Raw genomic sequence first — 24856 nt, forward strand, 5'->3', positions numbered from 1 at the left:
ACGGAAAGGCGGTGGGGAAAATGAAATATCCAAGCCATTTAGTAAAACAAGTGAAAGAACAAAGTGCTCCTTATCAGCTAGAAGGTTTCTTAAGTGGACAAGGTCCTGAAAATCCGAAATTTATGTTGTTAGGAGAAGCGCCTGGTGAAACAGAAATTCATAATGGGATTCCGTTTAGCGGGAGGGCGGGAAAACAACTAATGGATTTTTTAGAGCGTATTCAAGTTAAAAGGGAAGAAGTATATATCACGAGCGCTGTTCGAAGTAGACCATATAAGTGGCGAGAGAAAAAAGAACGAAATGGTGAAATCATACAGAAAAAGTATAATAGAACGCCAAATCAAGGAGAAATACTTGCCCATGCCCCGTTGTTAGATTATGAATTAGAGAAAATAAACCCGAAGCTTATCGTTACACTTGGAAATATCGGCCTTCAACGTTTAACGGGGAATAATAAAAAAATTACAGATGTGCACGGACAATTATTAATACAGCCCATTCAAAAATTAAAGGATATGCAAAGTGCAGCGTTTACATGGTCAGAGAAAGAATATCATATTTTCCCGACTTTTCATCCTGCTTCCATTTTTTATAATAGGAGTTTATTGGAGTTTATTTATGAGGATTTAGAGAAACTTAAAAAATATGTAATAAAAAACTAGAAAAGCTAGAGAGCTTTTCTAGTTGCGTTTATTTATGTAAAGGATTTTTATTTTCATCTAACGTAAAACCTTCACCAACTACATCATGTACATCACTTACAGCAACAAAGGCATGAGGATCTACAGAAGTAATAATATTTTTTAATTTCACGATTTCATTTTTAGCAACAACGCAATATAATACGTTCCGTTCCACTTTTGTATACGATCCAACAGCTTTTAAAAAAGTAGCTCCGCGTTCCATATCAGATAAAATTTTGGCAGCAATTTCATCGTTTTTATCTGAGATAATAGTTGCTCCTTTTGCCGCATAGGCTCCTTCTTGCATAAAATCAATGACTTTCGCCCCGATAAAAACAGCAACTAACGTATACATGCCCTCGCGGTATGATAAATAGGTAAGAATAGAGACGATAATGACGATAGCATCAAACATAAACATCGTTTTCCCCATACTCCAGCCAACATATTTATGAGCGAGTCTTGCGATAATATCTACACCGCCAGTAGTCCCGCCATATTTAAATATGATTCCAAGACCGACACCGATAAATGCCCCGGCGAATAAAGCCGCGAGTGTCATATCATTTTGTAAGTTTAAATGTAAGTTGAGAACTTCGTAACGTTGAAAAATCCATAGAAATAAAGATACGCTGAAGGTGCCGATTAGTGTATAGATAAATGTCGTTCTTCCAAGTAACTTCCAACCAATAAAAAATATAGGGATATTTAAAATTAAGTTTGAATAAGAAGGATCAAACTTAAATAGAAAATACAATAATAGTGTAATACCGGTAAATCCACCTTCTGCAAGGTGATTTTCAATATTGATATTCACAATACCGAAAGAAAAAATAGCGGAACCGATTAAAATGAAAATGATATTTCGAATCTTCAAATTTGATGTCATATAGAAATCCTCCTAATTATGTAAATGGCATTGCTCCGCTGATACGGTAAAACATAATGATAAGTAATTTCTAGTTGTTAGTAAAAATAGTGAAGGCTACAAAAACCGCAAAAGAAAGTTTCACTTTACCCCGTTCCAACGGCTGGTAGGAGATGAAGCTCTGAAGAAGGGCAAACCAGTCGTAGGAACCCGATTGGTTCTGGCTGATCTTTTGCAAAAATCGCAAAAGAAAGTTTCACTTTATTATAGTCTATCCAAAAAAGGGTCGCAAATAGGTGTTTGGCGGGGAATAATATTTGTCAAATCGCGATGAATTGGCTAACATGAAAGAGGAAGGATTAGAGGTGAATTGTATGGAAGCAAAAACGATGAAGGATATGCAGAAAGAAGTAGATGCATATATTGGTCAGTTTAAAGAAGGTTATTTCAGTCCACTTGCAATGATGGCTCGTTTAACGGAAGAAATGGGAGAGCTTGCAAGAGAGGTAAATCATTATTATGGTGAGAAACCGAAGAAAACAACTGAAACAGAACGTAGTCTGGAAGAAGAGCTTGGAGATGTATTATTTGTTATGATTTGTATGGCAAATAGTTTAAATATTGATTTAGAAACAGCACATAACATTGTAATGAATAAATTTAATACTCGCGATAAAGATCGCTGGACACGTATTGATGAGGGAGAGAAAGAATAATGAAAGAAATTAAAGTAATTATCGCTGGACCAAGAGGACGTATGGGACATGAAGCAGTCCTTCTTATGGAAAGAACGGAACATTTTAATTTAGTAGCTGCAGTGGATTATAAGCATGGGGGAGAGAAAATCTCTGATTTACCGGGCATGCCTGCGCTAGATGCACCTATTTACGCAGATTTACATACTTGTTTAGAGGAAGTAGAAGCTGATGTGTTGTTAGATTTAACAACGCCAGAAGTTGGGAAACAACACGTTACACTAGCAGTTGAGCGTGGACTTCGTTCTGTTATTGGTACAACTGGATTTACAGAAGAAGAACTAAAGCAATTAACAGAGAATGCGAAAGAAAAAGCAGTAGGAACAATTATCGCTCCAAACTTTGCAATTGGTGCAGTTCTTATGATGAAATTCTCACAAATGGCAGCGAAGTATTTCCAAGATGTTGAAGTAATTGAATTGCATCATGATCAAAAGTTAGATGCACCATCTGGTACAGCAGTAAAAACAGTAGAATTAATTCGTCAAAACCGTGAATCAAAGCAGCAAGGTCATCCGAATGAAGTAGAACAACTAGAAGGTGCTCGTGGTGCAAATGTAGACGGCATTCACATTCATAGTGTACGTTTACCAGGACTTATTGCACACCAAGAAGTAATGTTTGGTGGAGATGGACAAATGTTAACGGTTCGTCATGATTCATTCAATCGTGCATCATTTATGTCGGGTGTAAAACTATCAATTAATACAGTAATGAATCTAGATCATCTTGTGTACGGTTTAGAAAATATTATCGACTAAAGGGGAGACAACGGATGAAAATTGCCTTAATCGCACATGACAAAAAGAAAGATGACATGGTTTCGTTTGCATACGCATATAAACCAATTTTTGAACAACATGAATTATTTGCAACAGGGACGACAGGACTTCGTATTATGGAGGCAACTGGTTTAGTTGTAACAAGATTTCAGTCGGGTCCTCTTGGTGGCGATCAAGAAATTGGTGCCATGATTGCAAAAAACGATATGGATATGGTAATTTTTTTCCGAGATCCACTAACTGCTCAGCCGCATGAACCAGATGTAAATGCATTGCTTCGTTTATGTGATGTATATGCGATTCCACTTGCAACGAATATGGCAAGTGCTGAAATGTTAATGCACGCATTAGAGCGAGGAGATTTAGATTACCGCAAGTTTAGAAAATGAGGGGAACAATTATGAGTGGATTACATATATTAGCGTTTGGTGCTCATGCCGATGATGTTGAAATCGGCATGGCTGGTACCATTGCTAAATATACGAAGCAAGGGTATGAAGTAGGTATTTGTGATTTAACAGAAGCTGACCTTTCTTCTAATGGAACGATAGAATTGAGAAAAGAAGAAGCAAAGGCGGCAGCTCGTATAATGGGAGTAAAAACGAGACTGAATTTAGCGATGCCAGACCGTGGTTTGTATATGAAAGAAGAGTATATACGTGAAATTGTAAAGGTGATTCGTACATATAAACCAAAACTAGTTTTTGCGCCGTATTATGAAGATCGTCATCCAGATCATGCAAATTGTGCAAAACTTGTGGAAGAAGCTATTTTTTCAGCGGGAATTCGTAAATATATGCCAGAGGTTTCGCCACATCGCGTGGAGTCTTTTTATTATTATATGATTAATGGTTTTCATAAACCGAATTTTTGTATAGATATAAGTGAGTACCTTTCTATAAAAGTGGAAGCATTAGAAGCGTATGAAAGTCAGTTTTTAACAGGTAGTGATGGTGTGAAAACGCCGTTAACAGAAGGTTACGTTGAAACTGTGGTCGCTCGAGAGAAAATGTTTGGAAAAGAAGTTGGAGTCTTATATGCCGAGGGATTTAAGAGTAAGAAACCGGTTTTATTACATGCTGATTTAGTAGGGGGATGTAAATGAAATTAAAAATAGGTATTACATGTTATCCTTCTGTAGGTGGTTCTGGAGTTGTTGGAACAGAATTAGGAAAGCAATTAGCGGAACGCGGGCATGAAATTCACTTTATTACATCGGGTTTACCATTCCGATTAAATAAAGTGTATCCAAACATTTATTTTCATGAAGTGACGGTAAGTCAATACTCTGTATTTCAATATCCACCATACGATTTAGCGTTAGCGAGTAAAATGGCAGAGGTTGCACAAAGAGAGAACCTAGATATTTTACATGTGCATTACGCAATACCACATGCCATTTGTGCTTATTTAGCAAAACAAATGATTGGGGAGCGTATTAAAATTGTTACAACCTTGCATGGAACAGATATTACTGTGTTAGGTTCCGACCCTTCGCTAAATAATTTAATTCGTTTTGGTATTGAGCAATCTGATGTTGTGACGGCTGTCTCGCATTCATTGATTAGCGAAACGCATGAGCTTGTAAAACCAAATAAAAACATTCAAACGGTATATAACTTTATAGACGAGCGTGTATATTTCAAGCGTGATATGTCTCAATTAAAGAAAGAATACGGTATAAGTGAGAGTGAAAAGATACTCATTCACATTTCAAATTTCCGTAAAGTGAAACGCGTGCAAGATGTTGTTCAGGCATTTGCTAAAGTTGTTACAGTAGTAGATGCGAAGTTGCTTCTTGTTGGAGATGGACCAGAATTTTGCACGATTTTACAGTTAGTGAAAAATTTACATATTGAAGATCGCGTCTTATTCTTAGGGAAGCAAGATAATGTTGCAGAGCTACTTGCAATGAGTGATTTAATGTTGCTTCTATCAGAGAAGGAGAGTTTTGGTCTTGTTTTATTAGAAGCGATGGCGTGTGGTGTGCCTTGTATCGGAACAAGGGTTGGAGGTATTCCAGAAGTCATTCAACATGGTGAAACAGGATATTTATGTGAAGTTGGCAATCCAGCAGGAGTGGCAAATCAAGCCATTCAGCTATTAAAGGATGAAGAACTTCACCGTAATATGGGAGAGCGAGCAAGAGCAAGTGTTTACGAGCAGTTCCGCTCTGAAAAAATCGTCTCACAATATGAAACGATTTACTATGATGTACTAAGGGATGACAAAAATGGAAATATTTAAAAAAGCTAGTTCTATTATTGAGACTTTAAAGCAAAAAGGACATGAGGCCTACTTTGTCGGCGGAAGCGTACGCGATCTTATTATCGATAGGCCGATTGGAGATATTGATATTGCGACATCTGCTTTACCAGAAGAAGTGATGGCTATATTTCCAAGACATGTTCCTGTTGGTCTTGAGCATGGAACTGTAATTGTGGTAGAAAATGGTGAACCTTATGAGGTAACCACTTTTCGAACAGAGAGCGAATATGAAGATTTTCGAAGACCTAGTAGTGTTCAATTTGTTCGTTCATTAGAAGAGGATTTAAAACGTCGTGATTTCACAATGAATGCAATTGCGATGACAGAAGAAGGCAAAATGGTTGATTTATTTGCTGGACAGGAAGCGATTCAAAAGAGAGAAATTGTGACAGTTGGCAATGCTGCGGATCGTTTTCAAGAAGACGCCCTGCGAATGATGCGTGGTATTCGTTTCGTAAGTACGTTAGGTTTTTCTTTAGAAATGAAAACGAAACAAGCAATTGAAACATATGGACATTTACTGGAACATATTGCAATTGAGCGAATTACAGTGGAATTTGAGAAGCTGTTAACTGGTACATATTGCGTGAAGGGCTTGCAAGAATTAGTAGAAACGAAGCTATTTTCTCATCTGCCATATTTACAAATGTCAGATGAGAGATTATTAAAAGCTACGCAGTATAACTGGGATTCTTTTGAAACGGACATTGAGGCATGGGCATTCTTCTTATATTGTATCGGAGAAGAGCATCCATCTGTCTTTTTACGTCAATGGAAGTTTTCGAATAAAAAAATAAAAGATATCGTCGCAGTTTTATTAACAATTCGTACGAGAAAGGAGAAGGATTGGGATACAGTCCTTCTTTATAAAACGGGACTTCATATCGCTGAAATGGCCGAAAGAGTATATGAAGCGATGATTGAAAGCTATGATCATACATCTGTTAAACGAGTACAAACGTTGTTTGAAGCATTGCCAATCAAGAGTCGCCAAGAAATGAATGTGACTGGGAATGATTTATTAAACTGGGCAAATAAAAAGCCCGGTCCGTGGGTTGCTGAAATGATTCAAAAAATTGAGGAAGCAATCGTACAAGGAAACGTAGTTAATGAGAAAGAGTGTATAAGGGAGTGGCTGCAAGAATGCAATCTACTATAAGAAAGCAGTTATTGCAAGTTTTTTCGGAAGCGGATGGCGCGTTTGTATCTGGCCAAACGATTAGTGATAAACTTGGTTGTTCAAGAACCGCTGTGTGGAAACATATGGAGGACCTTCGAAATGAGGGATATGAACTTGAAGCTGTGCGTCGATTAGGTTATCGCATTGCGGGGAAGCCAGACAAAGTAACTGCTAATGAAATTCAGTTAGGGTTACAAACGAAACATATTGGTAGAACGGTATATTTTGAAGAAACTGTTGAATCCACGCAGCATATTGCAGCAAAACTTGCTTATGAAGGTGCAGAAGAAGGAACGATTGTTGTTGCAGAAGAACAAACATCAGGCAGAGGTCGTTTAAGCAGGAAATGGTATTCACCAAAAGGAACAGGAATTTGGATGAGTATTATTTTACGTCCATCAATCCCGGTTCATCATGCACCACAACTTACTTTGTTAGCAGCTGTTAGCGTTGCACAAGCAATTGAAAAATGCACGGGTGTAAACGTAGGAATAAAATGGCCAAATGATATTTTAATTCAAGGTAAAAAGGCTGTAGGTATATTAACAGAAATGCAAGCGGACCCTGATAAAATCAATGCTGTCATTATGGGTATTGGTATTAATGCGAATCAAAAGCAAGAACATTTTGATGGGGAAATTCAACATATTGCTACTTCTTTAGCGATTGAATCCGGTGAGCCAATTGTTCGTGCAGAGCTTATGCAACAAATCTTTTTACAACTAGAAAAATTATATGAAGAGTATTTACAAAATGGTTTCCCTGTTATTAAAATTCTTTGGGAAAGTTATGCTGTGAGCATCGGGAAAGAAATTACCGCTCGAACGATGAGAGAGACAATTACAGGGGTAGCAAAAGGAATTACAGAGGATGGTGTATTGATTCTGGAGGACCATGAAGGGAAAGTACATCACATTCATTCTGCAGATATCGAAATTAAGTAAAAGAAGTTCCTATTTGGAACTTCTTTTTTATTTACATACTTTTGAGCTTACAATACGGTAATAAATTTTTTAGTATCTAATTTTCATTTTAAACTATCGTCTGTTTGCCCTTACTTGTTATTTGACGATTACTTTTCCCTCCATTCCTTTAAGGAGATGGTACCGACATATTAGCTCATATGTACCAGTATTTTTAGGGGTTACAGTAATATTTTTTTCTTTTCCTGACTCGACTACGATGTCAATGCCAAGTTTTTTTACTGTAAAGGTGTGTTCATTCTTACCTTTGTTTTTTAATAACAATGTTGTTGACTCTTCAATTGGAATCGTGATGACGTTTGGATGAAAGTAATCATCATTCAGTTCGACCTCAATTACTTTCGTTGAATCGATAGGTTGTGTTACGACGTTAACTGAGGCAAATGCATGGAAGGAGCTAAAAGTTATCATCCCTACAATCATCAGAAGCAGACCGGTAAATGGAAATAACCATTTGTTCATAAACATTCGCAATTCTCCTTTTGTAAGTACTTTTCTCAATTAACCTGCATCATTAGTTCACGAGTTATACAATGCATGTAAACAAAGCTATTTATCCTTTCTATGGGTGCGTTAGTTATGAAAATTTCACATACCGTAATGAGGATGAAAATTATTTTTTCAAAAAAATGTAGTAATTCCTTTTTGGAGTTTGCTATAATTAGTTCGAATGTGGGCAGTATCAGAGCGAACTGCACCATGATTCGAAGCAATACGAAAAATAATAACTTGGATTCTGCCTTGATCCAATAACGGACTGGGACAGAGGGATGAATAATGCCGACTAACACACAACCCTTCTGCCCTTTTATGGCCAGAGGGGTTTTTTATATGATTTCGGCCATCTCCTCTCTCCTGTATAAAGGAGGAGTAGTTTTTGAAAACAAAAACAGATTTTTTGAAGATGAAAGAGCAAGGTGAGCCGATTACGATGCTAACGGCGTATGATTATCCATCTGCTAAGTTAGCAGAAGAAGCTGAAGTTGATATGATTCTAGTTGGAGATTCCCTTGGGATGGTTGTGCTCGGCTACGATTCAACAGTACCTGTAACAGTAGAGGATATGATTCATCATACGAAAGCTGTACGCCGAGGAGCGAAAGAGACGTTTATTGTAACTGATATGCCATTTATGTCGTATCATGTGTCGCCTCAAGATACGATGGTGAATGCACGCCGCATTGTTCAAGAGAGTGGTGCTCATGCACTGAAGGTAGAAGGTGCAGGGGAAGTGGTATCAACTATTCATCACTTGACGAATGCGGGAATTCCTGTCGTGGCACACTTAGGCTTAACTCCTCAATCTGTAGGAGTACTAGGTGGGTATAAAGTACAAGGAAAAGATGCTGAAAGTGCAAAAAAATTAATAGAAGATGCGAAGAGATGTGAGGAAGCTGGTGCGATAGCGCTTGTGTTAGAATGTGTGCCAATGCAGTTAGCGGAATTAATTTCGAAGCAACTAACAATTCCGACGATTGGAATTGGAGCAGGGAAAAAAGTAGATGGGCAAGTACTTGTTTATCATGATCTTATCTCATACGGCGTAAATCGTGTTCCGAAATTTGTAAAGCAATATACGTCTGTTCAAGAGGAGATTGTGCGAGGGATTTCACAATACGTTACTGAAGTAAAGACAGGGCAATTTCCAGAAGAAAAACATTCATTCACAATGAAAGAGGAAGAATGCTTAGCGTTATACGGAGGAAAACAATAATGAAAATCGTAACTACAGTACAAGAGATGCAGCAAATTACAAACGAACTTCGTATAAGTGGAAAAAGTATTGGTTTTGTTCCAACGATGGGGTATTTACATGAAGGTCATGCGACTTTATTACGTAAGGCAAGAGAAGAAAATGAAATTGTGGTTTTAAGCGTGTTTGTCAATCCGCTACAGTTTGGGCCGAATGAAGATTTAGATCGATACCCTCGTGATATTGATAGAGATGAAAATGTAGCAAAAGAAAACGGTGTAGATTATTTATTTTATCCGAGCGTAGAAGAAATGTATCCAGCAGAACAAACGACAACAGTAGCAGTTGTGAAGCGTACCGATGTATTATGTGGCAAACAAAGACCTGGTCATTTCGCTGGAGTTGCGACTGTACTAATGAAACTATTTAATATTACATTGCCAACGCGTGCTTATTTCGGTATGAAAGATGCACAGCAAGTTGCTGTCATTGAAGGATTTGTCGCTGATTTTAATATTCCGGTTACGATCGTACCAGTGGATATTGTAAGGGAAGTAGATGGATTAGCGAAAAGTTCTCGTAACGTGTATTTATCACAAGAAGAGCGTGAAGAGGCTCCTCATTTATACCGCAGTCTATGTAAAGCGAAAGAAAGAATTGAAGCAGGCGAACGTAATGCAGAAATCATTACAACTCTTGTGAAAGAGTATATTGAGACGTATACGAAAGGCACTGTAGATTATGCTGATTTATATGCCTATCCTTCACTACAAGTAATAGATAAAATTGAAGGACGAATGATTTTAGCAATTGCAGTTAAATTTGAGAATGTACGATTAATTGACAATATAACATTAACGGTTAAATAAGGGGGAGCATCTATGTTTCGCACAATGATGAGAGCGAAGTTACATCGCGCTACGGTAACAGAAGCAAATTTAAATTATGTAGGTAGTATTACAATTGATGAAGATTTAATGGATGCAGTAAATATTGTAGAAAATGAAAAAGTACAAATTGTAAATAACAATAATGGTGCTCGCTTAGAGACATATGTTATTAAAGGAGAACGCGGTAGCGGTGTTGTTTGTTTAAATGGTGCAGCTGCAAGGCTTGTACAGCCAGGGGATAAAGTTATTATTATTTGCTACGGTTTAGTGGCAGAAGAAAATATTCATAACCAAGAGCCGAAAATTGCAGTATTAGACGATGATAATCAAATTATCCAAATGTTAGGCGCTGAAAAAGCGGGTACGATATTATAAGTAAGAAGGCTATCTCTATTACGGAGATAGCTTTTTTGTGCATCTTTTCATTAAGATGAGATAAAACGTGGTATAGTAACATTATATAATTTTGTGTTTGATAGGTAAGAAATTGAGGTGTTACATATATGAGTAAACGTTATGTCGTTGTGGATTTAGAGACGACAGGGAACTCCTGGAAGGACGGGAAGGATAAAATTACCCAAATCGCAGCTGTTGTAGTGGAAGATGGAGAGATACTAGAGATTTTTTCATCTTTTATTAATCCGAAGAGAGAGATTCCGCCATTTATTACAGAATTAACAGGGATTGATGAGAGTATGGTTAAGCAAGCCCTGTTATTTCAAGATGTAGCCCCGATGGTTGTTGAGCTATTGCAAGGTGCAGCTTTCGTTGCACATAACGTTCACTTTGATTGGAATTTTTTAACGGAAGAATTAAGGTGGGCTGGATATACAGAAGTACATTGTCCGAAAGTTGATACAGTGGAGTTGGCGCAAATTCTTTTGCCGACAGCTGATAGTTATAAATTACGTGATTTAGCTAAACAACATGAATTAGAGCACGATCAACCGCATCGTGCGGATAGTGATGCTCTTGCAACAGCGGAATTATTTTTACAATTTTTAAATGAAATTGAAAAGTTACCACTTGTCACCTTGCAATCGCTCTATGAATTGAGCGATGTTTTTCAAAGTGATATAGCGGATGTACTTTCTGAAAATATTTTAAAGAAAATGATGCATGGTAGAAAAGCGGCAGAGGGGTATGAAGTGTATCGAAATATTGCGCTTCGAAAACGGAATTATGCTTTAAATCTCAGTGAAACATGTTCATCTAAATTTGATGCTTTCTTGCATAAGGCAATCGATAACCTGGAATTGAATATGCCAAAGTTTGAAAAAAGAGAAAGCCAACAGATTATGATGAAGGAAATATATACAGCACTAAGAGATTCTAGGTTTTCACTAATTGAAGCAGGAACAGGAACAGGGAAGACTCTTGCATATTTACTTCCAAGTATTTATTTTGCAACGAAAAAAGAAGAACCTGTCATCATAAGTACCCAAACAGTACAACTGCAACAACAAATATTAGAAAAAGAAATTCCATTATTACAGAAAATAATGCCATTTTCATTTGAAGTAGCTCTTTTGAAAGGAAGAAAGCATTATCTTTGTCTACATAAATTTGAATATGCTTTGCAAGAGGAAGAGAAAAATTATGATATGGCGCTCACAAAGGCAAAAATTTTAGTGTGGTTATTGCAAACAGAAACTGGCGATCGTGATGAATTAAATATTCCTGAGGGCGGAAAGTTACTTTGGAACCGCATTTGTAGTGATGTACATAGTCCAGGCGGGATGCAAAGCAACTGGTATAGCCGTTGTTTTTATCAACGAGCAAAGAATAAAGCATTATTTGCAGATATCGTTATTACAAATCATGCGTTATTATTTCAAGATTTTTCAAGTGAAGAACCACTATTTGCTTCATGTGAACATATTATTTTTGATGAAGCTCATCATATCGAGGAAGCGGCGAGTAGAACATTAGGTGAACAGTTCTCCTGTATGTATTTTCAATTAGTTTTATCTCGTCTTGGTACGCTAGAAACAGATGATGTACTTTCTAAAGTATATAAAATGATGAAAAAATCAGAGCAAGCCTCTCGTTCGACTTTCCGTATGGTGAGTCATAGTTTGAAGGAATTGAAATTTGATGCGGATGAGCTATTCCAAATGTTACGTGCTTTCATCTTTAAACAAACAAAGCAGGAACAAGGGATAAGCAATATGCCACTCATTTATCGATATAACACGGAAGTAGAGAAAGGTAAGTTATGGGATAGCATTACCGAGTTAACAAATCGTTTTGTATACGATGTAAGAAAATTATTGACTACACTTGAGAAGCAAGTTGATATATTACAAAGTAAATTAGAATGGGAGATGCATGTTGTTACAGGTGAATTTATGCATTTAATTGAGTTGTTGAGAAAGATGGAACAATCTTTACAATTACTCATTTTAGAAAAAAATTCATACGTGACATGGATGGAGACTGAAACGAAGGGAACAATTCATTCAACCGTTTTATATGCACAGCCTGTTCATATTGGTGAAAGGCTTGCGGATGAATTTTTAACACAGAAAAAGAGTGTTATTTTCACATCAGCAACGTTAACAGTAAACGATTCATTTGACTATATAAAAGAGGAGCTAGGTTTACATGATTTTGCTCCCAATACATTACAGGTTCCATCACCATTCCGTTTTGAAGAACAGATGAAATTAATGGTTTCAACAGATGTGCCTTTTATTAAGCAAGCAAGTAATGAAGAATATATTGAATCTGTGTCGGCACATATTGCAAAAATAGCGAAAGCTACAAAAGGTAGAATGCTTGTTTTATTCACTTCGTATGAAATGTTGAAAGAAGCGTATACGAATTTGAAAAATGATGAAGAATTAGAGGGGTATTTATTATTAACGCAAAGTGTAAATAATAAGAGCCGAAGTCGTCTCATTCGTAAATTTCAAGAGTTCGACAAATCGATCTTGTTAGGAACAAGTAGTTTTTGGGAAGGAATAGATATACCTGGAGATGCCCTTAGTTGTCTTGTTATTGTACGGCTTCCCTTTACGCCTCCTCATCAACCGATGATGGAAGCAAAAGGAGAGTGGTTAAAAAATCAAGGAGAGGACGTATTCGCTAAGTTAGCACTCCCGCAAGCAATCTTGCGTTTCAAACAAGGATTTGGTCGTCTGATTAGAACAAGTACAGATACCGGAACAGTATTTGTATTAGACCGTCGTTTGATAAGCGCTTCTTATGGAAAACGTTTTTTACAATCAATCCCAACTGTTCCGCTTTATGAAGGCCCTCTAGAAGAATTATTAGAACAATTAAAGGCATGGCCAAATAAATAAAATTGGAAGAAAAATACGCCTGAAGTACATTTAAGCTTCAGGCGTAAAAAATGTGGGTAGGAGGAATTTTATTTTTCTTACTTCTTGTATACAAAATGTATTGGTTTTCGACTTGAAACCTTTTTTTGCAGTACATGTCCTGCTATAATAGATGGGTGATGAAGCAGGGGTTGTAAACAATGTACTCTTATTGTAACCGTATTGCGTTCTTCTATAATTAGAAATTTTTGTGTAACGGAGGAGTTTTTTCATGGATAAGAAAATCGAAGTCCTATCAACGACGCGTATTAAATATTCGTCTGACTTGTATAAAATTGTTGATAGTTTGAATCGTACGTTAAAAGAACAGGACCTCATGTTCGGATTAGCATTAGACGAAAAAGATAAAGAAATAGCTGTATTTACGATTTACAGAACGTAGTGATACAATGAAAAAGTGGATCTTTGCAATCGTTATCGTAATCGTTGCTAGCGGAATATATGGGGCGTATGTTTACAATAAAGCAATGGAAAAGAAAATCCATAAAGAGGAAAAATCTGTAGAAATTGCAAAAGAAAAGGCAAAGCTTACAAAAGTAAAATCTGTTGATTATTATAATGGAAATTCTTCATATACAGTCGTACAAGGTGTAGACGAAAAAGGAGAACAAATTATTGTTTGGGTGCCTAATAAAAAAGGGAATGTCCTTGTGAAGAAAAAGAGTGAAGGTATTCCTGAAAAAGAAGCTTTGCAAAAGTTGGCTGAACAAGCTACAGGAAAAGGTGATGAGCCAAAGCCAAAGCCAAAAGAAATTATAAAAGTAAAATTAGGTGCTCAAAACGATATTCCGTTGTGGGAAATTACATATATTGATCAGGAAGATCGTTATACGTATTATTATTTAGAGTTTCAAAATGGGGCTTATGCTGGTCACTACAGCATTGAAAAATAGATGTAGGGGGAACTACAAATGAAATTAGCAAAGCGAGTAGCTGCTTTAACACCATCTGCAACTTTAGAAATTACAGCAAAGGCACAAGCATTAAAAGCAGAAGGTCATGATGTAATTGGATTAGGGGCAGGAGAACCTGACTTTAATACGCCAGAACATATTATGGATGCTGCACATAAAGCGATGTTAGAAGGACATACGAAGTATACACCAACAGGTGGATTACAAGCGTTAAAACAAGAAATTGTGAAGAAGTTTACACGTGATCAAGGAATTGCGTATGATCCATCTGAAATTATTGTATGTAACGGTGCAAAGCATGCATTATATACATTATTCCAAGTGTTACTTGATGAAGGAGATGAAGTTATCATCCCAACTCCTTATTGGGTAAGTTATCCTGAGCAAGTAAAGCTTGCTGGAGGTAAGCCAGTTTACGTAGAAGGCCTGGAAGACAATGAGTACAAAATTACAGCGAAGCAGCTGCGTGAGGCAATTACAGAGAAGACGAAAGCAGTTATTATTAATTCACCGAGCAATCCAACAGGAATGATTTATAGCAAAGAGGAATTACAACAGCTTGGAGAAGTATGTTTAGAACACGATATTTTAATCGTTTCAGATGAAATTTATGAAAAATTAATTTATGGTGGAGCAGAATATACTTCGATTGCCCAGCTTTCTAATGCATTAAAAGAACAAACACTTATTATTAATGGTGTATCTAAATCTCATTCTATGACAGGATGGCGTATTGGATATGCAGCAGGAAATAAGCAGCTTATTAAAGCGATGACGAACTTAGCGAGTCATAGTACGTCAAACCCTACTTCAATCGCTCAATACGGCGCAATTGCAGCATATGCAGGCTCACAAGAACCTGTAGAAACAATGCGTCAAGCATTTGAAGAAAGATTAAACATTATTTATGATAAATTAATTCAAATCCCTGGCTTTACTTGCATTAAACCACAAGGTGCATTTTACTTATTCCCTAATGTAAAAGAAGCTGTAGCTTTATCAGGATACGAAACTGTGGATGATTGGGCAAAAGCTCTATTAGAAGAGGAAAAAGTGGCTCTTGTACCAGGTACAGGATTTGGTGCTCCAAATAACGTTCGTTTATCATATGCGACATCTCTTGAACAAGTAGAGAAAGCATTAGAACGCATTCATACGTTTATGAAAAGTAAAGTGCAAGCTTAATTGTATATTTTATTAACGCAATACAAAAAAACCTTCCTACATAATAGGAAGGTTTTTTTTGACGAATTGTGGCAAAAAGAAATAGCGAAAGGTGTGTTATACTAGAGAGCGAGGTGTTTGGTGATGAAAAAGAAAATGATGTTACAGTGGTTTGAGCAGGGAAGCATTGCAATTCCAAAATTACTTATGATGCATTATAAAAAATTAGGGTTAAATGAAATGGAATTTATGGTTGTACTTCATGTACACACATTTTTAGAATCGGGCAATTCGTTTCCGACTCCGTCAGAGATTTCAGAACGGATGACGATTACTGAAATGAAATGTATGGAAGTAATTCAGACATTGATTCAAAAAGGTTTTTTATCACTAGAAGGTGGACAAAAATCAGAAGCGATGATGTGTGAAAGTTATTCTTTACAACCGCTATGGGAAAAAATATTGCATTTCTTAATGAACGAATCAATAGAGGAAGAACAAAAAGAAATAAAACAACTGCAAGTAAATTTATATACAGTATTTGAAAAAGAATTTGGAAGACCACTTTCTCCGTTTGAATGTGAAACGTTGGGTATGTGGGAAGATCAAGATCAACATCATCCGAATTTAATTCAAGCGGCCCTCAGGGAAGCTGTAATGAGCGGTAAGCTTAATTTCCGATATATTGATCGTATTTTATTTGAGTGGAAAAAGAATGGTATTAAAACAGTAGATCAAGCCCAAAACCAAGGACGGAAATTTAGAGCAAATCAACAACGAACGCAGCAAACGACAAAACAAGAGACGAAATTTACTGGGAAAGTGCCTTTTTATAATTGGTTGGAGCAGTAATGTAGGAGGAAGTATATGTTAAATAAAACGCAAATTCGCTATTGTTTAGACACAATGGCGGATATGTATCCAGAAGCACATTGTGAATTAATTCATGATAATCCATTTGAATTAGTAATCGCGGTGGCGTTATCTGCACAATGTACAGATGCACTTGTAAATAAAGTGACGAAAAATTTATTTCAAAAATATAAAACACCAGAAGATTATTTAAGCGTGTCTTTAGAAGAATTACAACAAGATATACGTTCCATTGGATTGTTTAGAAATAAGGCGAAAAATATTCAAAAATTGTGCCAGATGTTGCTAGATGATTATAACGGGAAAGTTCCAGAAGACCGTGACGAGCTGACGAAATTACCAGGAGTAGGAAGAAAGACAGCGAATGTAGTTGTTTCGGTTGCATTTGGAATTCCAGCGATTGCTGTTGATACGCATGTAGAGAGAGTGAGTAAACGGTTAGCGATTTGTAGGTGGAAAGATTCGGTGTTAGAAGTAGAAAAGACATTAATGAAGAAAGTTCCGATGGATGAATGGGGCGTTACACATCATCGTATGATTTTCTTTGGGCGTTACCACTGTAAAGCACAGCGACCACAATGTGAAGAGTGCCGATTACTAGAAGTGTGTCGTGAAGGAAAGAAGCGAATGAAGGGGAAATAAAGGATGGAGCGAGTTATAGAAATACCGAAAGAATTTCGGTGCTTACCATTTTTTACAGAAAACGTAACTTCGATTATGTATCATACAGATCAGTCTTTTGAAGAAATAATACAAAATACTTACTTTATATTTGATATTGAAAGACAATATGAGCCGTGGAATGAAATTGAAAATAGTATTCCTGTACTGTTGAATGTATGGAAAAGTAAGCATGAAGACATTGCTACACTATTCCGAAACAGAAATAAGCAAGAAGCTGAAGGTCCAATGATTCTTTTTGCGGCACATTTGTTATCGATTATATATTGGCTAAATGAGCAACCTATTCATAGTTTGAATGAAATGGAAGCTTATACGAGTAAATTGGAAGTACAACCAGTTAATTTTATGGAGCGATATTCGTTCATTATAAAGAAACCGAATAATTATCATTCCTATATTCAGTTAGCGCAGTTGTATATTGAAATAGAAAAGCTATATGTTAAGAAAATGATAACAAAAAAGAAGTCCTTTTCTCGTTAAGAGAAAGGACTTCTTTTTTTGTATTAAGACTCTGTTGGGACAACATTTCCGTCTGCGTGAGGGGTATCTCCTCCGGTATTTTGTTGTTGTTCTTGTTGCTTGTGTTGTTCTTCTTCAGCTTTTTTTCTAGCAGCCTCTTCTTCAGCTTTCTTTCTAGCAGCTTCTTCTTCGGCTTTCTTTCTAGCAGCTTCTTCTTCAGCAGCCTTTTTCTGAGCTTCTTCTTGTTGTTTACGTTGTTGTTGTTGTTGTTGCTCTTGTTGTTTACGCTGTTCTTCAGCAGCTTTTTTCTGAGCTTCTTCTTGTTTTTGTTTATCTTCATTAGCTTTTTTCTGTACTTCCTCATCAGCTTTTTTCTTAGCTTCTTCTTCGGCTTTCTTTTTGGCAGCCTCTTCTTCAGCTTTCTTCGGGTCTGGAGTTCCGCCAGGTGCAGTGAAGGATGCACCAATTGCAGGGCTTGTTCCAGTACCTTTTTTCGCTACTACAGAGAAGCTGTAAGTAACGCCAGGTTTAATACCACCAAGAGAAGCTGTCGTACCACTTATTGATAGGCTACCACTTGAACCGTCAGTCGCTTTATAGCTTGCTGCATACGCATCAACTTCTGTTGGTCCAGACCAGTTTAGTGTAACAGTACTAGCGCCATCGAAAGTGACATTAAGACCACTAGGTGCATCTACTTTAATTTGTTTAATTGCATCTTTTTTCGCACCTTTTACATATAACTCTCCGTTTATTTCTTGTACAGAAGAAGGACGCTCGAAACGGGATTTATCTGTAGCGAATTTGCTCATCATTACTTGGAACATTTGTTGTGCAATTCTAGTAGAGCGATCACCAATGTAATTTTCTGGACCATCCTTTTCGTAACCAGTCCAAACAGCCATTGTATATTGTGGTGTATATCCAGCGAACCAGCTATCTCTATTTGCATCAGCTGGAATACCATATTTTTTAAGAACGTCTTCATCAAAGTTCTGCGTACCTGTTTTACCGGCTACGTCAACACCAGAAACGTATGCTGTTGGACCTGTACCACCAGAACCAGGTTTTACTACGTCGCGAAGAACGTCAGTAATCATGTAAGCTGTGTAGTCTTGCATCGCACGTTGTTCTTTCGGTTTAAAACTTTTCTTTTTCCCGTCTGGGAAGATGACTTCTTTTACGAAGTGCGGTTTATTGTAGTTACCATCATTACCAAAGGCTGCATATGCACCTGCTAATTGTAATGGAGAACTATCGTTACTACCAATTGCTGTTGATTCATATGTTTTGCCGTCTTTAAATGTCATACCTAAGCCTTCAGCAAACGCTTGTGACTTAGGAAGGCCAACCGCTTGAGCTGTCTTTAAAGCCGGGATGTTTAATGATTTTTTCAAAGATTCACGTAGTGAAACGTCACCTTTGTAACTCTTTGTTGCATTTCTTATTTTCTTTCCATTGGAATACGTATACTCTGAGTCGTTTAATTGATGGTATGTAGACCATTGTAAATTCTCGAATGCTGGACCGTAGTCGAAAATTGGTTTCATTGTTGAACCAACTTGGCGTTTTAAATCAGTTGCCATATTATGACCTTTGAAAGTAGATCTACTTTCTTTACGCCCAGCCCCAATTGCTCGAACTTCCCCAGATTGTGTATCCATAAATACGAATGATCCTTGGAATTGATCGTTCGGATACTTAATAAGATTGCCATCCATAATTTTTTCAGCATAATCTTGAGCATCTTGGTCAAGTGTTGTATGAATCGTTAAACCATCTGAACCGATATTTATATCGGGATATTCTTTTTCAACTTCTTTTACAACAGCATCTAAAAATGCTTGATACTTCATCTCAGTTACTTCTGAAGCCGGTTGAAGACCCTCAGTTACAGAGATTTTCATTGCGTTATTCATTTCATCTTTTGTTATATAACCATGTCGATTCATTAATGATAATACGACGTTACGACGTTGTGTAGCTCGTTCAACGTTTTCTTTTTTTGTTGGATCATAAATATTAGGACCTTGGGGTAAACCAGCGAGCATCGCAGCTTCATGTAACTGCAAGTCTTTTAAATCTTTGTTATAATATTTTTTGGCTGCTGTTGCAATACCGTAAGAACGGTTACCTAAGTTAATCTTATTTAAGTACATTTCTAAGATCTCATGTTTAGAGTATTGTTGCTCTAATTTGTAAGAAAGGTACCATTCTTGTACTTTTCTCTTCGCAGTTTTGTCCATCGTTAAAAAATAGTTTTTGACTACTTGTTGTGTAATCGTACTACCACCTTGAGATCCGAACCCTCCAGTGACATTTTCCATAACTGCTTTTGTAGTTCGTTTAAAATCAATTCCATTATGATCATAGAAACGTGAATCCTCAGTTGCAAGGAATGCACTTTCAACTACCTTTGGAATTTGATCATACGTAACGTGGGTTCGTTTTTCAGCACCGTATTCATAGAAAAAGTTCCCATTCTTATCAAGAAATTTTGTTGATAAAGGATTGACAAGTTTTGATTTGTCTAATTTTGGAGCGTCCTTCACCATAACAAAGAAAGCGGAAACGCTAGCTACAAGACCAACGATACCAAGAAGTAGACAACCTATAAGGAATTTTTTAAAAAAGGAGCCTTTTTTCTTTGGTTTTTCTTCTTTATTTGTTTCTTGCTTTTGATTTTTTACATGATTTCGTTCTGTACGAGAACGATAATTATCTGACATTATACTTTCTCCTACCTTTCATTCTCTCCCCCAAAAGTCGAAAAAAGAGCCTTAGTGATGACTCTATCACGAAAAATAAACCGTGTCTAGTACACGGATATAATCAATCCGAGGGTGATAACCGCATGATAATAAAGATCCATGCTCTTCTATTTCTTCTTTCGTAATCGATTTCCGTCCACCAGTATTTTGACGATTCCAAAATGCAATAATATGTTTTGCATCTAGTAAATAAAGTTCATCAAAAAGTGTAAATTTAATAATAACAAATGCAATTCCATCATGAGCGATTACTCGCTTCATATGTTCAATTTGATGAAGGTGGAAGTTTTGAAGTGGAAAGCTGGTTTTATTTTTTGTTTCTTTCGCTTCAAAATCGATGTATTTCCCTTTGTATACACCGTTGTAATCTGTTGTAGAAGGTTGTTTAAAATACGCTTCTTTTACCACTGCAGCACTCCGAGCGGGGTAATCTACTTTTACAATTTGAAGAGGTGTAGGTTTTTTATGTACACATGCAATATTATGGGTTAAGTAATATTCATTTGTTTCATTCAATTCCTCTTCAAGGGACATACCTCTATTACTATAAGTATGTTTTTTAATTGGTGTTTTATGAGGTTGTGAAGCTTGATTGTACCGTCTTCCGTTTGGGTAACGAATGGTCATAGTGTGTCCACTCCCAACTTGCTAAGAATTACTTACAAAGGTGATTATAACAAAAAATGAAAAAAGATGTGACCTTTTTGAAGAAAGGTATGATGACTTATTTATGTTTACATGGAATGATTATGAGAAAATTAAACAATATCGTAAAAATATGGTTTGTACAGACGGAGAAAAAACAATCGTTTATAACATTAAGAGGAAAATAGAAATGGCTAATATGGACAACATTTCTCGAACACAGTCTTATCAAGAATATTATGTAAGGAACAGTGAAATTAGGTGGGCCTTTTTAGCAAGTATGGTCTCGAGAAATGCGGGATGGAATATGACTGATTTAAAAGGGAGATATTATGCTACTGTTTTACCTCAAACAGTAAAAAAACATTTGTTTCTGACTTATGAAGAAGCGAATTGGATTATTTTTTTAGATGCATTTCCTCAGCTATTGTTATACGAAGAAAGTAAGAGGAGGCAGGTATCACTATTCCATTTGTTACAATATTTTAACGTATCAATTTTTATGGAAAAAGAATGGATTTATTTTTGGGAAAAAAAAGATATAAATAGGCTCATGACAGCGCTTATTATAAATGAGCAAAATAAAATTCAAAAACCAGTTATTGAGAATGCATATTTTAAAAAACATGTATTCCATACTGCACTTTTTAAATTGCAAGAAATGCTTCATATTAGTGCTGTTATTTTTCCGACTGTTGAAGGGAGGATGTATGGTTTTTCAGTTTATCAATTTGAAACGTTACAAAAGCGTATAGAACTAGGGCAGAAATTAGCGGAGTTACTGTTTCATCCGAATTATAAAAGTTTATTCCATAGGTTTGCATTGCAAACTACACACACAGGATCAAGAGCAGATTATGAATATTATGTAAGAGAAGCTAGAAAATCTTGTACGCCAGCCCTTAGAGAGGTTTATCCTGTCGTTGCACATAAGGAAATAAGTATGAGAGATTGGTTTTGTAGAGATAAGGAAATAAATGAGTTGTTTCTACTGGAAGAGTATAAGGGTGAAGTTGATATAACAGAATGGTATAAAAGAAAGAGGAAGCAAATCTATGTTGCTTCTATCGTAAATCGTTTTGTTAAAAGGATGGATGGGTTCGTGATATAATAAAAAAGAAGTCCCGTCTTCATAAATGAAGACGGGACTTCTTAATGTGAAGTAATCCTGCCGTGTATGCTTAGAATTTAATCTCAAAACGTAATGAATATAAGAGACTAAGGATGCTTCAGAAATTAGCTTTTGTAAAAGCGCTAAAGTCTCACTTTATCCCGCTACTTGCCGGGCAGTAAGACCCACGTCTCAAAATTCAGTGAAAGCAAAGAATTTAGGTGTGGATCAACTGCCCGTAAAAGCCCGATTGAGAAGGGTAATAATCAGTGGGGATGAACAAAAACCCCGCTGATTAAAGTTTCACTTTATGTAGCAGGGAAGTTTGGACCATCTAACTTAGGGTTGCCAGTCTCGGGTTTATTTTGTTTGTTTTGTTTTTTCTTTTTTTCGTTTTTGTTCTTTGCCATTTTCATACACCTCCTTTTTGTATTGTTACCATTTCTATAAATGACATACAAAATGATTTCTTTGACGAATAACAACTAGTTTTGTCATGTGAGCAGGAGTGAGGAGTCATTCGGCGAAATTACATGACAAAGGAAAAGCAAAGAAGGGGGCGTTTTGTATATGGCGATGGTTCAGAAGGAAGATGTAATGAAAACAATGGATCAAATGTTAAGTTCTCTCGATTTGCTGGAAATGAATATAGGGATTAGAATGAATCATGCATTGAAGGATACGAGTGAAAAAATATGCAATAAAATAGAAATAACAGAAATGCATATTGAGCATATGGAAAATAAATTAGTGCATCACGAAGAAAAAGGGAATTGGGTGAAGGCATTTCAAAACGTCGTAGTGAGTGCATAATAAGGTGGGAATAAAATGAAGTATGAAGCATTAATACAATCTTCAGAAAAACTCATGCAGTATAATAATGAAGCGAATGTGAAAAAAAGAGAAATGATTGAGTACGATTTTTATAAGGATATGAAACCATTTGTAGATATGGTAGATGAGGAATTAAAAGTGTGGAAAGAATTAGCTTATAAATGGATTAAGGAAGAAAAACCGAAGTATATACATGTACAGCAAATTGATCAAGTGTACGATAATTTACAGACAAATGTTTTGCAATGTTTTGTAAATAAAGGTAAAGGTAAGCGATTCTTTGAAACACATCAAGCGATTTCGTATACTTTGCAAAATATAATTGAGCAATGTAAGTAACAAGAGGGGAAACCCTCTTGTTTTTTTTATGCTTCTGTCATTGTTGTAGGCTTTGTTGCACCGTTTATTTCTAATTCTTTTATTAATGTTCGGTAATCTGAAATGCATATTTTTCCTTCGAGATACCAATGTCTCGCAAAGTCTAACAATTCATTTACATTCTCTGTGTAATACCCCTTTTTTTGAGAAAACGCTTGTTTTAAATCCCCTAATACCATGTTGATTCCTCCCCCATGAGAATCTTCTTCTTCACTATCATAGCATGGAAGGGTTTTCTTTTTTAATTTTTTAAAAATTTAAACTTCCGACAAAAATAGACAGAGACTCCGCCACACAAATTATTTTACAAGTACATATTATATATGTAGAAACTTATGTGAAGGAGGAGAGAATGCATGTTTCAACAATCTAACGTATATCAGCAATCTAATCCATATGCACAGCAAAATATGTACCAATATAATACGGATACATATTTACGGTATAATATGTATCCTTTCGAGCCTAATTATGGAAATCAAAATTATTACCAGCCATTTGAAGTGTCGTTTATGAATCAACCACAACAACAGCAGCAACCCCATACGAATCAACAACAGCAGCCCTATATGGATCAACAGCAGCAACCCCATACGAATCAACAACAGCAGCCCTATATGGATCAACAGCAGCAACCCTATATGGATCAACAACAGCAACCCTATATGAATCAACAACAGCAACCTTATATGAATTCACAATACTATATGCCACCACCATCTCCCTATGGAAATCAACAAGCGATGTTTTATCCACCAAAACAACCGTACCCGACGCAGAATAAACAAAAACAACAACAGCAACCGAGTCAATTTTCTAGTTTTGTTTCCCAATTTAAAAACTCAGATGGTAACTATGATGTAAATAAAATGATGAATACAGCTGGACAAATGATGAATGCGATGAACCAAGTGACAGGTATTGTAAAGCAAGTTGGAGGTTTTTTTGGTAAGTAATCTTGGGGGTTGTCTATAAAAAGCATTACGTATAAAGCAGAAGGCTAGACAAATTTCCTTGTAATAAATGGGTATATATAACAAACGGCTTTCTCTCTTTTCTCATATTGTAAAGTGTAGTCAGATTTTTTTAACGAGAGAGGAGAGAAAAAACTATGCATCATTGTCATCCTTGTTTTGGAGGGCATAAGCCTGTAGGACCTATCTGTACAACTGCTCCTGTCATTCATCCGACGAAACAGTGTGTAACACATTCTTTTTCAACAACGGTGGTGCCACACATTTTCCCAACGCATACAACACATGTTCATCATCAACAAATTAAAAACCAAAACTTCTTCCCACAAACAAACTCGAATGTAAATGTTGTAGACCCGATCGACCCAGGGTTCGGCGGCGGATGTGGACCATGTGGTCATGGACATCATGGGCATCATGGGCATCACGTATCACCATTTGGACCAGGACCAAATGTATCACCATTCGGACCAAACGTATCACCATTTTTACCAAACAATGTATCACCAGTAGGTCCGAATATTGGACCAAACGTTGGTGGAATATTTAAAAAGTAAATGATATGTTAGAACTAGCGAAATGCTAGTTCTTTTTTTGTAA

General features: G+C 36.4%; 29 protein-coding genes. 23 read left to right on the forward strand and 6 right to left on the reverse strand.

The genetic code is table 11. The annotated features are described in order from the left end of the window. Nucleotides 1-20: 20 nt before the first annotated feature. Nucleotides 21-662: a uracil-DNA glycosylase gene (locus QCI41_RS26310; RefSeq protein ID WP_353836288.1), complete on the forward strand. Its 642-nt coding sequence runs from the start codon at nt 21-23 to the stop codon at nt 660-662. A gap of 28 nt (nt 663-690) precedes the next feature. On the opposite strand, the gene QCI41_RS26315 is transcribed toward QCI41_RS26310, so the two are convergent. Continuing rightward, nucleotides 691-1572: a YitT family protein gene (locus QCI41_RS26315; RefSeq protein WP_000203306.1), complete on the reverse strand. Its 882-nt coding sequence runs from the start codon at nt 1570-1572 to the stop codon at nt 691-693. Nucleotides 1573-1925: 353 nt separating this feature from the next. On the opposite strand from QCI41_RS26315, the gene QCI41_RS26320 reads away from it, so the two are divergent. The 7 genes from QCI41_RS26320 to QCI41_RS26350 are packed head-to-tail and all read left to right on the forward strand — an operon-like array spanning nt 1926 to nt 7480. Further along, entirely contained in the window at nt 1926-2267 is a 342-nt protein-coding gene (locus QCI41_RS26320; protein ID WP_353838797.1) for a nucleotide pyrophosphohydrolase, read from the forward strand. Further along, on the forward strand, nt 2267-3067 hold the full coding sequence (gene dapB, locus QCI41_RS26325; RefSeq protein ID WP_353836287.1) for a dihydrodipicolinate reductase: 801 nt from the start codon (nt 2267-2269) through the stop codon (nt 3065-3067). The genes QCI41_RS26320 and dapB overlap by 1 nt, the downstream gene beginning before the upstream one ends. A gap of 14 nt (nt 3068-3081) precedes the next feature. Next, nucleotides 3082-3477: a methylglyoxal synthase gene (gene mgsA / locus QCI41_RS26330; protein ID WP_046955216.1), complete on the forward strand. Its 396-nt coding sequence runs from the start codon at nt 3082-3084 to the stop codon at nt 3475-3477. 11 nt (nt 3478-3488) lie between these two features. Further along, nucleotides 3489-4193, forward strand: a complete 705-nt coding sequence (gene bshB1 / locus QCI41_RS26335; RefSeq protein WP_000015668.1) for a bacillithiol biosynthesis deacetylase BshB1 — start codon at nt 3489-3491, stop codon at nt 4191-4193. Continuing rightward, nucleotides 4190-5335, forward strand: a complete 1146-nt coding sequence (bshA, locus tag QCI41_RS26340; RefSeq protein WP_353836286.1) for an N-acetyl-alpha-D-glucosaminyl L-malate synthase BshA — start codon at nt 4190-4192, stop codon at nt 5333-5335. The genes bshB1 and bshA overlap by 4 nt, the downstream gene beginning before the upstream one ends. Further along, nucleotides 5322-6515, forward strand: coding sequence for a CCA tRNA nucleotidyltransferase (locus QCI41_RS26345; RefSeq protein WP_353836285.1), 1194 nt, complete (start codon nt 5322-5324; stop codon nt 6513-6515). Before bshA ends, QCI41_RS26345 begins: the two co-directional genes overlap by 14 nt. Next, entirely contained in the window at nt 6500-7480 is a 981-nt protein-coding gene (locus tag QCI41_RS26350; protein WP_353836284.1) for a biotin--[acetyl-CoA-carboxylase] ligase, read from the forward strand. Before QCI41_RS26345 ends, QCI41_RS26350 begins: the two co-directional genes overlap by 16 nt. Nucleotides 7481-7597: 117 nt before the next feature. On the opposite strand, the gene QCI41_RS26355 is transcribed toward QCI41_RS26350, so the two are convergent. Further along, nucleotides 7598-7987: a cupredoxin domain-containing protein gene (locus tag QCI41_RS26355; RefSeq protein ID WP_353838796.1), complete on the reverse strand. Its 390-nt coding sequence runs from the start codon at nt 7985-7987 to the stop codon at nt 7598-7600. Nucleotides 7988-8396: 409 nt separating this feature from the next. Between QCI41_RS26355 and panB the strand changes: the two genes are divergently transcribed. From panB to QCI41_RS26405, 10 genes are all read left to right on the forward strand, one after another. Continuing rightward, a complete protein-coding gene (gene panB / locus QCI41_RS26360) occupies nt 8397-9233 on the forward strand; it encodes a 3-methyl-2-oxobutanoate hydroxymethyltransferase (RefSeq protein ID WP_353836283.1) in 837 nt (278 codons plus the stop codon). Beyond that, nucleotides 9233-10081, forward strand: a complete 849-nt coding sequence (gene panC / locus QCI41_RS26365) for a pantoate--beta-alanine ligase (RefSeq protein ID WP_000707017.1) — start codon at nt 9233-9235, stop codon at nt 10079-10081. The genes panB and panC overlap by 1 nt, the downstream gene beginning before the upstream one ends. Nucleotides 10082-10093: 12 nt before the next feature. Further along, on the forward strand, nt 10094-10477 hold the full coding sequence (gene panD / locus QCI41_RS26370) for an aspartate 1-decarboxylase (protein ID WP_000490178.1): 384 nt from the start codon (nt 10094-10096) through the stop codon (nt 10475-10477). Nucleotides 10478-10605: 128 nt separating this feature from the next. Then, the gene (dinG, locus tag QCI41_RS26375) at nt 10606-13410 is read left to right on the forward strand and encodes an ATP-dependent DNA helicase DinG (protein ID WP_353836282.1); all 2805 of its coding nucleotides are present in this window, start codon (nt 10606-10608) and stop codon (nt 13408-13410) included. Nucleotides 13411-13660: 250 nt separating this feature from the next. Continuing rightward, nucleotides 13661-13831 carry a YpmA family protein gene (locus QCI41_RS26380; RefSeq protein ID WP_000358351.1) on the forward strand — a complete coding sequence of 57 codons (171 nt, stop codon included), beginning with the start codon at nt 13661-13663 and terminating at the stop codon, nt 13829-13831. A 7-nt stretch (nt 13832-13838) separates the two neighbouring features. Beyond that, nucleotides 13839-14342: a cell wall elongation regulator TseB-like domain-containing protein gene (locus tag QCI41_RS26385; RefSeq protein ID WP_000758745.1), complete on the forward strand. Its 504-nt coding sequence runs from the start codon at nt 13839-13841 to the stop codon at nt 14340-14342. 18 nt (nt 14343-14360) lie between these two features. After that, complete coding sequence (gene aspB / locus QCI41_RS26390) at nt 14361-15548, forward strand: aspartate transaminase AspB (RefSeq protein ID WP_000761545.1); 1188 nt, start codon at nt 14361-14363, stop codon at nt 15546-15548. A gap of 123 nt (nt 15549-15671) precedes the next feature. After that, nucleotides 15672-16379, forward strand: a complete 708-nt coding sequence (dnaD, locus tag QCI41_RS26395; protein ID WP_000728534.1) for a DNA replication protein DnaD — start codon at nt 15672-15674, stop codon at nt 16377-16379. A 15-nt stretch (nt 16380-16394) separates the two neighbouring features. Further along, on the forward strand, nt 16395-17042 hold the full coding sequence (gene nth, locus QCI41_RS26400; protein ID WP_046958931.1) for an endonuclease III: 648 nt from the start codon (nt 16395-16397) through the stop codon (nt 17040-17042). 3 nt (nt 17043-17045) lie between these two features. Next, nucleotides 17046-17564, forward strand: coding sequence for a YpoC family protein (locus QCI41_RS26405; protein WP_353836281.1), 519 nt, complete (start codon nt 17046-17048; stop codon nt 17562-17564). 23 nt (nt 17565-17587) lie between these two features. Here the strand turns inward: QCI41_RS26405 and QCI41_RS26410 are convergent, their stop codons facing one another. Together QCI41_RS26410 and recU are read right to left on the reverse strand one after the other, a co-directional pair. Then, entirely contained in the window at nt 17588-20272 is a 2685-nt protein-coding gene (locus tag QCI41_RS26410) for a PBP1A family penicillin-binding protein (protein ID WP_353836280.1), read from the reverse strand. Between the two features lie 66 nt (nt 20273-20338). Beyond that, nucleotides 20339-20941: a Holliday junction resolvase RecU gene (recU, locus tag QCI41_RS26415; RefSeq protein WP_353836279.1), complete on the reverse strand. Its 603-nt coding sequence runs from the start codon at nt 20939-20941 to the stop codon at nt 20339-20341. A 103-nt stretch (nt 20942-21044) separates the two neighbouring features. Here recU and QCI41_RS26420 point away from each other — a divergent pair, with 103 nt between their 5' ends. Beyond that, the gene (locus QCI41_RS26420) at nt 21045-22070 is read left to right on the forward strand and encodes a DUF2515 domain-containing protein (RefSeq protein WP_353836278.1); all 1026 of its coding nucleotides are present in this window, start codon (nt 21045-21047) and stop codon (nt 22068-22070) included. Between the two features lie 308 nt (nt 22071-22378). Here QCI41_RS26420 and QCI41_RS26425 read toward each other — a convergent pair whose 3' ends face one another. Beyond that, the gene (locus QCI41_RS26425) at nt 22379-22555 is read right to left on the reverse strand and encodes a hypothetical protein (RefSeq protein ID WP_001982922.1); all 177 of its coding nucleotides are present in this window, start codon (nt 22553-22555) and stop codon (nt 22379-22381) included. A gap of 85 nt (nt 22556-22640) precedes the next feature. On the opposite strand from QCI41_RS26425, the gene QCI41_RS26430 reads away from it, so the two are divergent. Continuing rightward, nucleotides 22641-22883 carry a hypothetical protein gene (locus tag QCI41_RS26430; RefSeq protein ID WP_001252042.1) on the forward strand — a complete coding sequence of 81 codons (243 nt, stop codon included), beginning with the start codon at nt 22641-22643 and terminating at the stop codon, nt 22881-22883. A 15-nt stretch (nt 22884-22898) separates the two neighbouring features. Continuing rightward, a complete protein-coding gene (locus QCI41_RS26435) occupies nt 22899-23243 on the forward strand; it encodes a YppE family protein (protein WP_000872967.1) in 345 nt (114 codons plus the stop codon). Between the two features lie 26 nt (nt 23244-23269). On the opposite strand, the gene QCI41_RS26440 is transcribed toward QCI41_RS26435, so the two are convergent. Continuing rightward, nucleotides 23270-23461 (reverse strand): YppF family protein, encoded by a 192-nt coding sequence (locus tag QCI41_RS26440; protein ID WP_000242661.1) that lies wholly within the window; start codon nt 23459-23461, stop codon nt 23270-23272. 177 nt (nt 23462-23638) lie between these two features. On the opposite strand from QCI41_RS26440, the gene QCI41_RS26445 reads away from it, so the two are divergent. Together QCI41_RS26445 and QCI41_RS26450 are read left to right on the forward strand one after the other, a co-directional pair. Beyond that, the gene (locus tag QCI41_RS26445) at nt 23639-24238 is read left to right on the forward strand and encodes a YppG family protein (protein WP_353836277.1); all 600 of its coding nucleotides are present in this window, start codon (nt 23639-23641) and stop codon (nt 24236-24238) included. Nucleotides 24239-24393: 155 nt separating this feature from the next. Continuing rightward, nucleotides 24394-24813 carry a CotD family spore coat protein gene (locus QCI41_RS26450; RefSeq protein WP_000546281.1) on the forward strand — a complete coding sequence of 140 codons (420 nt, stop codon included), beginning with the start codon at nt 24394-24396 and terminating at the stop codon, nt 24811-24813. The last annotated feature ends 43 nt before the right edge of the window (nt 24814-24856 follow it).

This window comes from Bacillus cereus group sp. MG4 (genome assembly GCF_040460055.1).
GTDB classification, from domain to species: Bacteria; Bacillota; Bacilli; order Bacillales; family Bacillaceae_G; genus Bacillus_A; species Bacillus_A wiedmannii.